Annotated in this window: 13 protein-coding genes; 8 read left to right on the top strand and 5 right to left on the bottom strand. The window is 72.0% G+C overall.

Going from position 1 to position 12,710, the window contains the following annotated elements; all coding sequences use genetic code 11:
* Positions 1–179 precede the first annotated feature (179 nt).
* Genes EDF55_RS07380 through EDF55_RS07390 form a run of 3 tightly spaced genes read left to right on the top strand, consistent with a single transcriptional unit; the run spans position 180 to position 2,411 of the window.
* Positions 180–995: an AraC family transcriptional regulator gene (locus EDF55_RS07380; protein WP_123654279.1), complete on the top strand. Its 816-nt coding sequence runs from the start codon at positions 180–182 to the stop codon at positions 993–995.
* The gene (locus EDF55_RS07385; RefSeq protein WP_123654280.1) at positions 988–1,701 is read left to right on the top strand and encodes a GAF and ANTAR domain-containing protein; all 714 of its coding nucleotides are present in this window, start codon (positions 988–990) and stop codon (positions 1,699–1,701) included. Before EDF55_RS07380 ends, EDF55_RS07385 begins: the two co-directional genes overlap by 8 nt.
* Positions 1,698–2,411 (top strand): GAF and ANTAR domain-containing protein, encoded by a 714-nt coding sequence (locus EDF55_RS07390; RefSeq protein WP_123654281.1) that lies wholly within the window; start codon positions 1,698–1,700, stop codon positions 2,409–2,411. Before EDF55_RS07385 ends, EDF55_RS07390 begins: the two co-directional genes overlap by 4 nt.
* Here the strand turns inward: EDF55_RS07390 and EDF55_RS07395 are convergent, their stop codons facing one another.
* From EDF55_RS07395 to EDF55_RS07405, 3 genes are all read right to left on the bottom strand, one after another.
* On the bottom strand, positions 2,412–3,365 hold the full coding sequence (locus EDF55_RS07395; protein WP_123654282.1) for a manganese catalase family protein: 954 nt from the start codon (positions 3,363–3,365) through the stop codon (positions 2,412–2,414).
* A gap of 298 nt (positions 3,366–3,663) precedes the next feature.
* A complete protein-coding gene (locus EDF55_RS07400) occupies positions 3,664–4,260 on the bottom strand; it encodes a hypothetical protein (protein ID WP_123654283.1) in 597 nt (198 codons plus the stop codon).
* Complete coding sequence (locus EDF55_RS07405) at positions 4,257–4,934, bottom strand: TetR/AcrR family transcriptional regulator (RefSeq protein ID WP_123654284.1); 678 nt, start codon at positions 4,932–4,934, stop codon at positions 4,257–4,259. Before EDF55_RS07405 ends, EDF55_RS07400 begins: the two co-directional genes overlap by 4 nt.
* Positions 4,935–4,981: 47 nt before the next feature.
* Between EDF55_RS07405 and EDF55_RS07410 the strand changes: the two genes are divergently transcribed.
* Both EDF55_RS07410 and EDF55_RS07415 read left to right on the top strand, forming a co-directional pair.
* Positions 4,982–5,353, top strand: a complete 372-nt coding sequence (locus EDF55_RS07410; protein WP_123654285.1) for a VOC family protein — start codon at positions 4,982–4,984, stop codon at positions 5,351–5,353.
* Positions 5,354–5,393: 40 nt separating this feature from the next.
* Entirely contained in the window at positions 5,394–7,394 is a 2,001-nt protein-coding gene (locus tag EDF55_RS07415) for a GMC oxidoreductase (protein ID WP_260235853.1), read from the top strand.
* Between the two features lie 21 nt (positions 7,395–7,415).
* On the opposite strand, the gene EDF55_RS07420 is transcribed toward EDF55_RS07415, so the two are convergent.
* The gene (locus EDF55_RS07420) at positions 7,416–8,387 is read right to left on the bottom strand and encodes a helix-turn-helix domain-containing protein (RefSeq protein ID WP_123654286.1); all 972 of its coding nucleotides are present in this window, start codon (positions 8,385–8,387) and stop codon (positions 7,416–7,418) included.
* A 69-nt stretch (positions 8,388–8,456) separates the two neighbouring features.
* Positions 8,457–9,029, bottom strand: a complete 573-nt coding sequence (locus EDF55_RS07425) for a TetR/AcrR family transcriptional regulator (RefSeq protein WP_123654287.1) — start codon at positions 9,027–9,029, stop codon at positions 8,457–8,459.
* 161 nt (positions 9,030–9,190) lie between these two features.
* Here EDF55_RS07425 and EDF55_RS07430 point away from each other — a divergent pair, with 161 nt between their 5' ends.
* The 3 genes from EDF55_RS07430 (at position 9,191) to EDF55_RS07440 (ending at position 11,918) form a co-directional block, all read left to right on the top strand.
* Complete coding sequence (locus EDF55_RS07430; protein WP_123654288.1) at positions 9,191–9,931, top strand: DUF1345 domain-containing protein; 741 nt, start codon at positions 9,191–9,193, stop codon at positions 9,929–9,931.
* A 63-nt stretch (positions 9,932–9,994) separates the two neighbouring features.
* Positions 9,995–11,380: an FAD-binding oxidoreductase gene (locus EDF55_RS07435; protein WP_123654289.1), complete on the top strand. Its 1,386-nt coding sequence runs from the start codon at positions 9,995–9,997 to the stop codon at positions 11,378–11,380.
* Positions 11,381–11,417: 37 nt separating this feature from the next.
* A complete protein-coding gene (locus EDF55_RS07440; protein ID WP_123654290.1) occupies positions 11,418–11,918 on the top strand; it encodes a DUF427 domain-containing protein in 501 nt (166 codons plus the stop codon).
* Positions 11,919–12,710 lie beyond the last annotated feature (792 nt).

The following is a 12,710-nucleotide window of genomic DNA, read 5'->3' on the forward strand; positions in this document are numbered from 1 at the left end:
TCACGGTCCTGCCAGGCTCCCACCTCGGGGCCCTGACCATCGACGAATCCGTGCATGACAACCCCTCCTCGCGCTGAACGGCCCCGCACCACGCACACCTCCGCGAGACGATTCCAGTATCGCTCGGACGGATTGCGCAAGAGCAGGGGTTGACAAACCGAGATCGGTACGCTGGCGTCATGAGTGACGAGGACGTGTCACCTCCGGCGCCGGACGTCGTACAGCCGGGTTCGGCGGCGCCCACCGCACGGCTCTCGCGCAACGTGCGCGAGGCGCTGCGGTTCCTGCACGAGCACGCACAGGAGCGCATCTCGGTGCCCGATGTCGCAGCGGCCGTCCACCTGTCCCCCCGCGGCCTGCAGAAGGCGTTCCAGCGCGAGGTCGGGGTCACCCCGGGCCGGTACCTCCGCGCGCTCCGGCTCGACGGCGTGCGGCGCGAGCTGCAGTCCGCGCGACCCACTGACCACAGCACCGTCGCCGAGATCGCGCAGCGTTGGCACTTCAGCAACGCCGGGCGGATGGCGGCGGAGTACCGCTCCGTGTACGGCAGCGCCCCGTCCGCCGCACTGCGCTACTTCGAACCCGACGACGAGCCACGTGACCGGGTCGCGGCCATCGGGGAGCCGGGCAGCACCCGGCGGCGCTTCCGCCTGGTCCTCGACTGCGAGATCGACGTCGAGGATCCAGGAGCCCTGCTCGCGAGCGCCCACCGCCGTTCCGAACGGAGTGGCGACGCGTGGCAGGGGTACCGGCCGGACGGCGGGACCGAGGACCTCGTCGCCTTCCTGCTCAACGACGCCGTCCGCGGCGCGGTCCGTGACGCCGACGGACTCCGGCTGCTCGCACTGAACCCGCTGCTGCGCGTGCCCGAGGCCGACGGCTCCTACGCCGCGGCGGAGCTCCCGCCGTGGACGGCCGTCCTGAGCCCACCGGGCAGTCCACGGATGGGCCCGCGGGTAGCATCGGAACCGGACCAGGAGGACGCTGATGGATGACGCAGTCGATCGTGCACTCCGCGCGATCCGGTCGACCGAGATCGCGGACGACGACCTCAGTGAGCCGTTCCAGCGCGCGGTCCCCGTGGGCGGCGTCTCGGTGTCCTCGTTCGGGTCCATCGTGGCGAGCGAGACGATCTCCGCGACCGACGACACGGCCTTCCGCGTCGACGAGATCCAGTTCGACCTCGCCGAGGGACCGTGCTGGACGGCGCTCCGGCACCGCGCCCCCGTGCTCGAGGGCGACATCGTCGGCAACCCGAACCGCGAGTGGCCGGCGTTCAACGACGCCGTCCGCGCGGAATCGGTCCGCGCGGTGTTCGCGTTCCCGATCGTCTTCGGCCCGTTCCCCCTCGGCGCGGTCGACATCTACGCGCCGCGCCCCACCGAACTCCGCGGCGCACAGGTGGAGGCGGCCGCGGCCCTCGCCAACGCACTGGGCCGACGGGTACTCCGTCGCGCGATCCGCAGCGCCCAGGACGAGGACGAAGCACTCGTCGACCAGAACCCGTTCTCCCGTCGTGTCGTGCACCAGGCCACCGGGGTCGTCCTCGCGCAGCTCGACGTCACCCCCGAGGACGCCTACCTGCTCATCCAGGGGCACGCGTTCGCCCGCCGCACACCCATGCGGCAGGTCGCCGAGGAGATCCTCGCCGGGACCGTCCGGTTCGAGAAGCACGGGGACCTGATCGAGGAGGTCCGATGACCGCTGCCGAACGAGAAGCACGGATCGTGGAGACCTTCGCGACGCTCGCCGACACCCTGGTCGACTCGTACGACGTCGTGGAACTCCTGCAGACCCTCGTCGAGACCTGCACCGAGGTGCTCGACATCGACGCCGCCGGCATCATGCTCGCGAACGGGTGGGGTGAGCTCGAGGTGATCGCTTCGACCTCCGAGGCCAGCCGCCTCATCGAGGTGCTCCAGCTCGACGCCGAGGCCGGCCCGTGCATGGAGTCCTTCGCGACCGGCCGGACGATCACCTGCCCGGACATCACGGATGCCCCCGACGAGTGGGCGGCGTTCCAGCGTGGCGCTCTCGCACTCGGGGTCCGCTCGGTCCACGCCGTACCGCTCCGGCTGCGCTCCTCCGTCATCGGCACGCTCAACCTGTTCGGCTCGTCCGTCGGCGACCTCTCCGAGCCGGACGTCCGCATCGCGCGGGCGCTGGCGGACGTCGCGACGATCGGCATCCTGCACGAGCGGACCCTCCGCGAGCACGAGGTCGTCAGCGCGCAGCTCCAGCGCGCGATCGGTTCGCGCGAGGTCATCGAGCAGGCCAAGGGCGTGGTCTCCCACGTCAAGGGCGTGTCCATCGACGACGCCTTCGGGGTGATCCGTGCGCACGCGACCGCGACCGGCGGGCGACTCTCGGACGTCGCCCGCGCGATCGTGGACCGCACACTCCAGCTCTGATCAGGCGATCGGCCCGTACAGTGGCGTCTCCGCCTGGTCGAGTTCCAGCTCGGCCGTCTGCTGGATCAGCGCCAGCAGGTCGGCGTCGAGACCCGGCGCGAACTCCTCCAGCCGCTCCGGGGCGATGAACGAGGGCGCACCCTTCGGCGCCTGCTCTGATGCGTCCAGGTCCGTCCCGTCCCCCGAGGGCGACGCTCCGCGGAAGATCTTCGCCGCCTCCGACGCACCGTCGAGGTCGAAGCTGTACTGCTTGCTCTGCAGGCCGAGGTCGACGAGCTCCTTGACCTCCGGGAACTGCTCGGCGTTCGTCTTCGGGATCGGCAGCAGCGACTTCCACTCGACGCCGAGCGCCTCGAGGGCCTTCGCGTAGGCGTTCTCGTGCGCCTGGTCACGGACGATCAGGTACGCCACGGTCGCCCGCGCCGTCGGGTTGTCCGTCATCTCGTAGATGCGGCACTTCTGCAGCCGGCCGGTCGACTCGAGCATCAGGTTGTAGAGCAGGTCGAGCGGCAGGTTGCCGGAGTTGTAGACGTAGCTGCCGCTCCACGGGTTGCCGGCGGAGTCCACGGGCAGTGCCCCCTGCGCGCCGACGAGGTAGTGGTGGATGTTGCCGGTGTCGAGCGCGATGCTGAGCGGCGTCGCGCCCTTCGCACCCGGCTGGTCGACCGGGTCGGTCACCTTGCCGGTGTATCCCGGTGCGCCGTCGAGCAGGCGGGAGATCGTCGTGCCGATGAGTTCGACGTGGCTGATCTCCTCGGTGCCGACGCCCTGGATGAGGTCCCGGAACGGCTTCGCGGCTGGACCGCGGAAGTTCATCGCCTGGAAGAGGTACTGCATCATCGTGCGCATCTCGCCGAACTGGCCGCCGAGCCCTTCCTGCAGGGCGTTCGCGGCTGCGGGGTCCGGGTCGCCCGGGGCGATGTCGTTGATCCAGGTCTGTGCGTGGAAGTACATGCTGACTCCTGATCCGTGCGGCGTCGTCACCGCGCGGTGCTCACGCTCCTCGGGGCGGCCTGGGCACGGAGTCGGGTGATCCACGAGGCGCAGCGCGCGCCGCGCGGCGCGCGGCGCAGCGCGCCGTGCAGGTCCGCGGGCGGTGCGCCGTGGCGGCGCGCAACGGAAACCGGCTCGAACCACGGACGTGCGTGGTTCGAGCCGGTTTCGGTTGTGCGGGAGCGTTCCGCACCGCGGCCGGGGCGAGCAGACGGCGGACGGGAGGCTCGGTGCGGGGCCGACCCGGGCCTCCAGGCCGTCAGGGGGTCTGGTCCGCCGCGGTGGCCGGGTCGGTCGTGGCGGTGACTGCGGGTGCGTCGGAGTCAGCTGCGTCGGGTGCGTCGGCTGTAGCCGTGGCTGCGGCGGCCGCGGCCACCGCTGCGGCCGCCAGCCGGTCCGCTCGGCGGAACTCGCCGTTGCGGGCGAGCGCGCCGGCGGCGCCCGCCGCCACCGAGATCGGGCCGAGGATGATGAACCAGTCCGGGAGCGCCACGAGCGGCAGCGCCGCCAGGACGCCGGCGAGCGCCGAGGTCGCCGCGATCTGCAGCAGCCGGGAGCGGACGGGGCGCATCGCACGCCCGAGCAGCATCGTGAACGGGAGTGCCACGATCGCGGCCGCCATCGTCGGCAGGAACGCGACCACGTCGACCATCAGCATCCAGACCACGGTGCCGCCGATCGCGCTCAGCCACGAGCCGAAGGAGGTCTCGACGTCCCAGCCGGACGACGCGCCGGCCCCGACCAGGCCGATGACGACCGTCGCCGGCAGGGTCACGCCGAGCATCCAGCCGAAGGCGCGGATCTCGAGCCACCGGCTGTCCGACCAGGTCCAGGTCGCCGGTGCGGTGGCGCTCATGCCGCGCGCCCGGCGACGATGCCGACGATCTCGGTGACCGCCGTGCGGAACGGCCGGATCCGGAGCAGCGGGAGGGCGAAGCGCAGGACGCCGAGCATCGCGTCGACGAGTCGGTTCGTCCGGCTCTGCCCCGGCGAGGTGTCGTACGTCCAGAACAGCGCGAACAGCAGGTAGCCCGTCCAGAGCGCCGTCGGCAGGTCCTCGGCGAGGTCGGCTGGGAGCTTCTGCCGGGCGCCGGCGACCGCACGGCGGAAGAGGTCGAGCACCAGGTCCCGGGCTTCGGACGACTCGGCGGACAGCGGGTTGATCGGCGAGTCCGGGGCGACCGCGGCGGCGAGGAACTGCGGCGCGATGGCGTGGTAGGTGGCGAGGTTCGTCAGGCCCGAGCGGACCACGATGCCGATCCGGGCGGTGAGGTCGTCGGTGGTGTCGAGCAGGGGCAGCGCGACGGCGCGGTGCTCCTGCTGCACGTCGACGTAGAGCTCCTGGACGAGGTGGTCCTTCGTCGGGAAGTGGTAGTAGGCGTTGCCGACGGAGAGCCCGGCCTCTGCCGCGATCCCGCGCATCGTGGTGGCGTCGTAGCCCTGCTCCCGCAGCGACCGGATCGCCACCGCGCGGATGGCTGCCCGGGTGCGCTCCCGCTTCGGGAGCGGCTTCCCCTCGTTTTCGAACATGTTCAAAAACTACACCCCACCCGGTCCGGTGTCACTAGGGTGGTGCGATGACGAGCGTGCGGGAGTTCCAGGTCACCGTCGACTGCGCCGACCCGCAACGGGTGGCGCGGTTCTGGGCCGACGTGCTCGGGTACACCGTCCAGGAGTCGGGGACGTCGTGCGTCGACCCGAACGGCGTCGGGCCCCGGCTGTACTTCCAGCAGGTGCCGGAGGGCAAGGTCGTGAAGAACCGCGTGCACCTCGACGTGCGGGTCGGGACCGGGCTCGTCGGTGCCGAGCGGCTCGATGCGCTGGAGGCCGAGTGCGCGCGACTGGTCGCGATCGGTGCCACGCGCGTCCGGCTCCTGCCCGCGGACGACGACGAGGAGTCGTGCATCGTGATGCAGGACGTCGAGGGCAACGAGTTCTGCCTGGACTGATCCGTCCGACCACCCTGCTCACCCTGACGAAGGAGTCGGCGTGCTCTCACCCACCCAGGAACGGCTCACCACGCTGATGGACCGTGTCGTCCCCGGCGACGAGGACCCGTCCGCGAGTCAGGCCGGTGGCCTGGCGTTCCTCGAGTCGGTGGTCGCCGAGCGACCCGAGTGGGCCGACCGGCTGGACGACGTGGTCGCCCGCGAAGAGGCCAGTGTGCACTGGGACTGGTTCGCCGAGCTCGTCGCGGGTGGCTTCTACGCCGACCCGGCCAACGGCGGCAACGCGGGCGCGGCGTCGTGGCGGATGGTCGACTGGCAGCCGGAACCCCTCGGCGGGTGGCCGACCACGGTCCCGGTCGCCGAGGCGACGCCGGTCACCGTGCACCCGGCTGCGCTGGAGGACCGCTACGACGCGATCGTGATCGGCTCCGGAGCCGGCGGCGGCGTGGCTGCCTGCGGCCTGGCCGAAGCCGGACGCCGTGTCCTCGTGGTGGAAGCGGGCGAATGGCCCGCCATCGGCACGCTCGCCGAGGACCACCTCCGGAACCCGCGGTCCGACTGGGGCCTCGCGCCGCGCTCCGGCCCGACCGACGACCGGGACGTCCGGGTCGCCGACGACGGCCGCACCCGGCTGCCGATCCGGCCCGCGGACCCCGGGTGGAACAACAACGCGTCCACCGCCGGCGGCGGCACCCGTGTGTACGGGGCGCAGGCCTGGCGGTTCGCACCCCTCGACTTCCGGATGGCGTCGACGTACGGGGTCCCGGACGGCAGCGCGCTCCGGGACTGGCCGATCTCCTACGACGACCTGGAGCCGTACTACTCACGTGCCGAGTGGGAGGTCGGGGTCAGCGGCGGCATCGACGACGGCAGGTGGAGCGGGCCGCGCTCCCGTCCGTACCCGATGCCGGCCGTCGCCGCAGGTCCGGCCCGCGAGCGGTTCGCGGCGGCGGCGTCCGCGCTCGGCTTCGGCACGGTGCACGTCCCGCTGCTGGTCAACAGCACGCCGTGGCTCGGCCGACGGGCCTGCGCGGGGTGCAACCAGTGCGTCGGGTTCGCCTGCCCGGTCGACGCGAAGAACGGCTCGCAGAACACCATGCTGACCCGGGCGTTCGCCACCGGCCGCGCGCAGGTCGTGCTGCGGACGCGCGCCGCTCGGCTCCGCACCGACGCGACCGGACGGGTCGTCGGCGTGACCCTCGTCGGCACCCGGGACGGCCGGGACTGGCAGCGCGACGTCGACGCAGCGGAGATCGTCGTCGCAGCCGGGGCGATCGAGTCCGCACGGCTGCTCCTGAACAGCCGGAGCGACCTGGAACCGAACGGCATCGGGAACGGCAACGACCTGGTCGGGCGGCACCTGCAGGGGCACGTGTACGGCGGGGCGACCGGTGTGTTCGACGACGTGGTGGAGGACCTGGTCGGCCCCGGCCCATCCATCGCGACCACGGACCACCGGCACGGCAACGCCGGGCTCGTCGGCGGCGGCATGATCGCGAACGAGTTCGTCGCCACCCCGTCGAACACCTACCGGTACCTGGTCGGTGCGGGGCTCCTCCCCCGGGCCGGCACCGCATCGAAGGAGGGCATGCGCCGCCTGGTCCGCCGGACCGCCCGACTGATGGGCCCGATCCAGGAGGTGACCTCCGCCGACTCCCGCGTCCGCGTGGACGACGGGGTCACCGACCGGTACGGCGTGCCCGTCGCCCGCCTGAGCGGCAGCGTGCACGCCGAGGACCTGCGTGCCCGCGACGCGACGAGCGCACGCAGTGCCGCGTGGCTCCGCGCCGCCGGAGCCGTCCGGGCCGTCGAGGTCGGGGGCACTCCGGTCGGACCGTCCGGCGGGCAGCACCAGGCAGGGACGCTCCGGATGGGGTCGGACCCGTCGCACTCGGTCGTCGACGAGTTCGGCCGGGTGTGGGGACACGAGAACCTCCGCGTGACCGACGGGTCGGTGCACGTCACGAACGGCGGGGTGAACCCGGTGCTGACGATCTTCGCGACGGCGATGCGGAGCGTCGAACAGATGACCGCGGAGTAGCGCAGCCGACCGCGGAGGAGGTCAGTCGACGGCGCGGAGCGTCGTGCTCGGGTACTCCCCGAACCGCTCCGCGTAGACCCCGGAGAACCGCCCCAGGTGCGCGAACCCCCAGCGGAGCGCGATGTCCTTGACGCTGGTCTCGCCGGGGTCGGCGCGACGGAGTTCGGAGTGCACGTGGTCGAGGCGCACCGCGCGCAGGTACTCGCTCGGCGACGTGTCGAGCGCCCGCCGGAAGCCGTCCTGCAGCGCTCGGACCCCGAGGCCCGCAGCCTTCGCGGCTGCGGTCGGCGTGATCGGCAGGTGTGCGTTCGCGTGGATGAACTCGACGGCGGTGCGCACGCGTGCGTTCCCGGGCACGAGGAGCGCGGGCGGCAGCGACACCGGCAGCTGCGGGTAGAGCTCGAGGAACGCGATGGCGGCGAGCCGGGACATCTCCGCGCGGAGCAACGGCGACGCGGGCGCACCGATCAGGGTGCGCGAGATCAACCCCATCGCCTGCCCCCACGTCCGGACGGCGTCCCGCCCCGGCACGACCGCGCCGTCCACCCGGAGGTCGCCGTGCTCGATGCCCGTCTGCTCCGCGGCGACCCGTTCGACGAGCCCGCGGTCGAGGTGCACGAGCTTCTGGTCGAAGTCGGCGTACGAGAACCGGAACGGACGATCCGCGGGGAAGAGCACCGGCGTCCCCGGTGCGACGGCGACCTCGGCTGCGCCGACGTCGACGACGCCGCCGCCGGTCGTCACCCAGTTGACGATGAACTCGTCGCCGGTCGGCAGGATCTCACCGTCGAGCCGTCCGCCGTGGAAGGACGAGGTGCGGAGGGTCATCGACTCGTCGCCGATGGCGTGGTGCGAGTACGAGAACGGGCGGCCCTCCACCTCGGCCGCCGACCACCGGAGGCCGTGGTACAGCTCGCGGAACATCTCCACGGCCTCGCCACGATCGGTCCCGCGTGCTTCGATGCGCACGCGGGCAGGGGCTTCCTCGGTCACGACAGCATCGTCACACACGCAGGTGACGCGGAGCCCGTCAGTGGCACGTCCCTGTCCGGATCGCGCCGGTCACTGCGGTCCGTAGAGCCCGATGAGCATCGCGGCGGACGTCCGCGCCTCGCGAGCCGGGGCGACCGTGCCCATGGTCGCCGCTGCGACCTGCGCCCCTTCGGCCAGCAGGACGATCGAGGCCGTCAACATCGCCGGGAGACCGGCGCTGGTCACGAGGTCGTCGACGATCCCGGTGAACACCCGCGTGTGGTCACGCACCATCGCGAGGACCCGCGGGTTCGTCCGGCCGAGCTCCCCGTACGCGTTGATGAACACGCAGCCGGCGAAGTCGTCCTCGGCGAACCAGCCCTCGAGGAACGTGAAGATCCCGATGAGCGCGTCGCGGGGATCATCGATGGGGTCGACCGCGCGGAGCAGGTTGCCGGTCCACCGGTCGTGCTGCTGGCGGAGGACCGCCTCGACGAGGGCGTCCTTCGACACCACGACCGAGGCCGCACGACCCGCCGGCACACCGGCACGGAGCGCGACGTCCTCGAGCTCCACCGTGGTCGTCCCGGCGCGGTTGAAGAGGTCGTCCGCCGCCGCCATCAACCGTCGGTGGCACTCGACGTCACTGAGGACTGCGGGCATGACGGGTCCGATCGGGAGGGTGCTGCGGAGGAGTTCCGAGTTCTGACCATAGGCCAGCGTCGCCCGAGCGCCGCCAGGTGTCCGATGACCGGCGGTCCGGACGCCCCACCTGTCCGCGATGCGCGGCGCTGGCGGGTCCGGCCGCGCAGTACGGTCGGGGCATGAGCGGCGGACGCACGAGCAGCACAGAGCAGGACGACGAGACCCCACCGGGTGAGGCGGACCGCCGTGTCGGCACCGAGCTCCGCTGGCCGGCCGTCGTGGCGGTCCTCATCGCGCTCGGCCTCTACGGCGCCCTGCCGAGCGAGTTCCCCGCGTCCCTGCGCTTCGGCGTGGTCGCGCTCGGGCTCGTCCTGCTCATCCCGGTCACGATCCTCAACCCCGTCCGGCTCGACCGTCAGACCCGTTGGTCGCGCACCATGTCCACGGCGCTCGCGCTGCTGCTGGTCGTCGCGAACCAGGCGGCACTGGTGATCCTGATCGTCGTCCTGGTGTCCCAGGAGCACCCGAACGGTCCAGCAGACCTGCTCGCCGCGCTCCAGGTCTGGATCACGAACATCATGGCGTTCGGCCTGTTGTTCTGGGAGCTCGACCGCGGGGGCCCGGTGTCCCGCCGTGTGGACCACCGGGCCGACCTGCCGCCGGCGGACTTCCGGTTCCCGCAGGACGAGGACGAGAACACGGTCATCGAGGTGCAGCGACGCTCCTCGGTGAAGAGCGACTGGGTGCCCTCCTTCGTCGACTACCTCTACCTCTCCCTGACGAACTCGACGGCGTACTCCCCCACTGACGTGATGCCGCTGTCCTCCCGGGTGAAGGGGTTGATGGGTCTGCAGTCCGCCGCGTCGTTCGTGATGGTCGCGCTCGTCATCGCCCGCGCCGTCTCCCTGCTCGGATCCTGACGCGAGCGGGATCCCCTGACGCGAGCGGTATCGTCGGCCCCGACCACCCCGGAAGGACCCACGATGACCGTCACCACCCCGTTGGACACCGCCGCCCTCGACGAGCTCCTCGGTGCCGACCAGGTCCTCCGCGACCCGGTCTCGCTCGAGCGCTACAGCCACGACGACGCCGAGTGGGCCGAGTTCTCCCGGCCGCTGGCGGTCGTCCGGGCCCGGAGCACCGACGACGTCGTCGCCGCGGTCCGCTGGGCGGCAGCAGCCGGCGTCCGGGTCGTCCCCCGCGGAGCCGGCACGGGACTCTCCGGCGGCGCGAACGCCGTCGCGGACAGCATCGTCCTGTCCCTCGAGCTGATGAACGCCGTGCTCGAGGTGAACACCGACGAGCGCTACGCCGTCACCCAGCCCGGCGTCATCAACGACGCCCTCCGCGCCACCGTCGCCGAGCACGGCCTCTGGTACCCGCCGGACCCGGCGAGCTCCGCGATCTCGACCATCGGCGGCAACGTCGCCACGAACGCCGGCGGCATCTGCTGCGTCAAGTACGGCGTCACCCGCGACTACGTCCTCGGGCTCACCGTCGTCCTCGCGGACGGCTCCGTGGTGCAGCTCGGCCGGAAGACCGCGAAGGGCGTCGCCGGCTACGACCTGACCGCGTTGATGGTCGGCTCCGAGGGGACGCTCGGCATCGTCACGAGCGTCACCGTGAAGCTCCTCCCCCTCGCCGGCCGCGACGAACGCGCCGTCATCGGCTACTTCCCGTCCCTCAGCGCCGCCGGTGACGCCGTCGCGGCGATCTCCCGCGCCGGGATCATCCCCGCCGCGCTGGAGATCGTCGACCGCACCTGCCTCCGCGCCGTGGACGAGTGGATGCACCTCGGTCTGCCGTCCGAGGTCGACACCCTCCTGCTCGCCCGCATCGACGAACGCGGGGCGGCCGGGGACGAGATCGCCGACCACGTCGCCCGGGTCTTCGGGGACGCCGGTGGCACCGACGTCGAACGCGCCACCGACCCGGAGGAGATCGACCGACTCTTCCAGGCCCGCCGGCTCGCCTACCCGGCGCTCGAACGCCTCGGCCCGGTCCTGACCGAGGACATCTGCGTCCCCCGCAACGCGGTCCCCGAGATGCTCCGGCGGATCCAGGCGACCGCCGCCGCGAACGACGTCACGATCGCCAACATCGCGCACGCCGGTGACGGCAACCTGCACCCGCTGATCATCGCGCCGGAGGACGACCCCGCCGCGAAGGACCGAGCGAAGACCGCCTTCGACCGGATCGTCGCCGACTGCCTGGCGCTCGGCGGCACGGTGACCGGCGAGCACGGCGTCGGGCTGCTGAAGCTCCCCGGCCTCCGGCAGGAGCTCGGCGAGCGCGTCATCGCGATGCACCGCTCCGTCAAGGACGCTCTCGACCCCGCCGGCACGCTCAACCCCGGCAAGGCGTTCTGATGGTCGCCACCTCCGCCGCGTCCGAACTGGAGTCACTGTGAACCGTCACCCCGCGCCCGTCCAGCCCGGCCCCGGCCAGGAGTCCGTCTGGGACTACCCCCGCCCGCCCCGCGTCGAGTCCTCCACCGAGCGGATCGTCGTCCGACTCGGGGGCGTCGCGATCGCGGACACCACGTCCGCCGTCCGCGTCCTGGAGACGAGCCACCCGCCGGTCTACTACATCCCCGCGGCCGACTTCGTGCCGGGAGCGCTGATCCCCACGAGCGGCTCGAGCATGTGCGAGTTCAAGGGACGTGCGAGCTACTTCGACGTGCACGGCGGCGACACGACCGTCCCCCGTGCCGGCTGGACATACCCCACCCCCGAGCCCGGCTTCGCCGAGCTGCTCGACCGCGTCGCGATCTACCCCGGCCAGATGGACTCCTGCGAGGTCGCGGGCGAGACCGTCCACGCCCAGGCCGGTGACTTCTACGGCGGCTGGATCACGTCGAAGGTGGTCGGCCCGTTCAAGGGCGAACCCGGCACCCTCGGGTGGTGACGCTGCGGCTCTGCAGATGGTGACGGGCCGGATCTGGTCCGCGCCGGTCAGGAAGGACGTCGGGAGGAGTCGGTGTGCAGAAGTCAGTCCATGTCGAGGTGTTGGCGGACCTTCTCCTTCGGTGAGATGTCGGCGACGTCCGAGACGAAGTCGATGTCGACGCGGTGGATCCGACCGGTGAACGGGAAGCCCTCGCGGGTTCGGTAGTACTCGTCGACGGGGCGATGGTGTTCACGCCGAACCCGAGCGTCGAGTCATTGATCGCGACCGGGCCCTCCGCATCGAGTGCGCAGAAGACGGAGGTATCGCCCGTCGTGGAGCCCCACGTCTGCGCACTCGATCGCGCTGGCGCTGCGGCAGGGCCAGGACGGGGCGCGGGACAGCGACCCGCCCCGGGCACCTGATCTGGGGTGTTCTCGAAGCGAGGGATCCTCCATAAGGTCGAGATCGGCCGTCCGGCCCGTTGCTTCGTCTGCCCTCTTCCCAGAACGGGTCCATGCGTCCTCGTCCTCCTCGTCGCGCCCGAACGGTGCTCGGCGTCCTCCTCGCCGCCGTCGTCGTCCTCAGCGGAGCCGTCACGACAGCCCCCGCGTTCGCGAGCACCGTCGACCCGTCGGGATCGACCGCGTCGCCGTCGCCCGAGGTCTCGGAGCAGCCGACGGACCCCGATGACCCCGGCGCACCGACGGCGACTCCCACGCCCGATGTCCCGACGCCGTCCGAGTCACCGACGCCGTCCGAGTCACCGACGCCGGAACCGACCACCACGGCCCCACCCGAGCCGACGCCCAC

It is taken from the genome of Curtobacterium sp. ZW137 (assembly GCF_003762905.1).
In the GTDB taxonomy this organism is placed as follows: Bacteria; Actinomycetota; Actinomycetes; order Actinomycetales; family Microbacteriaceae; genus Curtobacterium.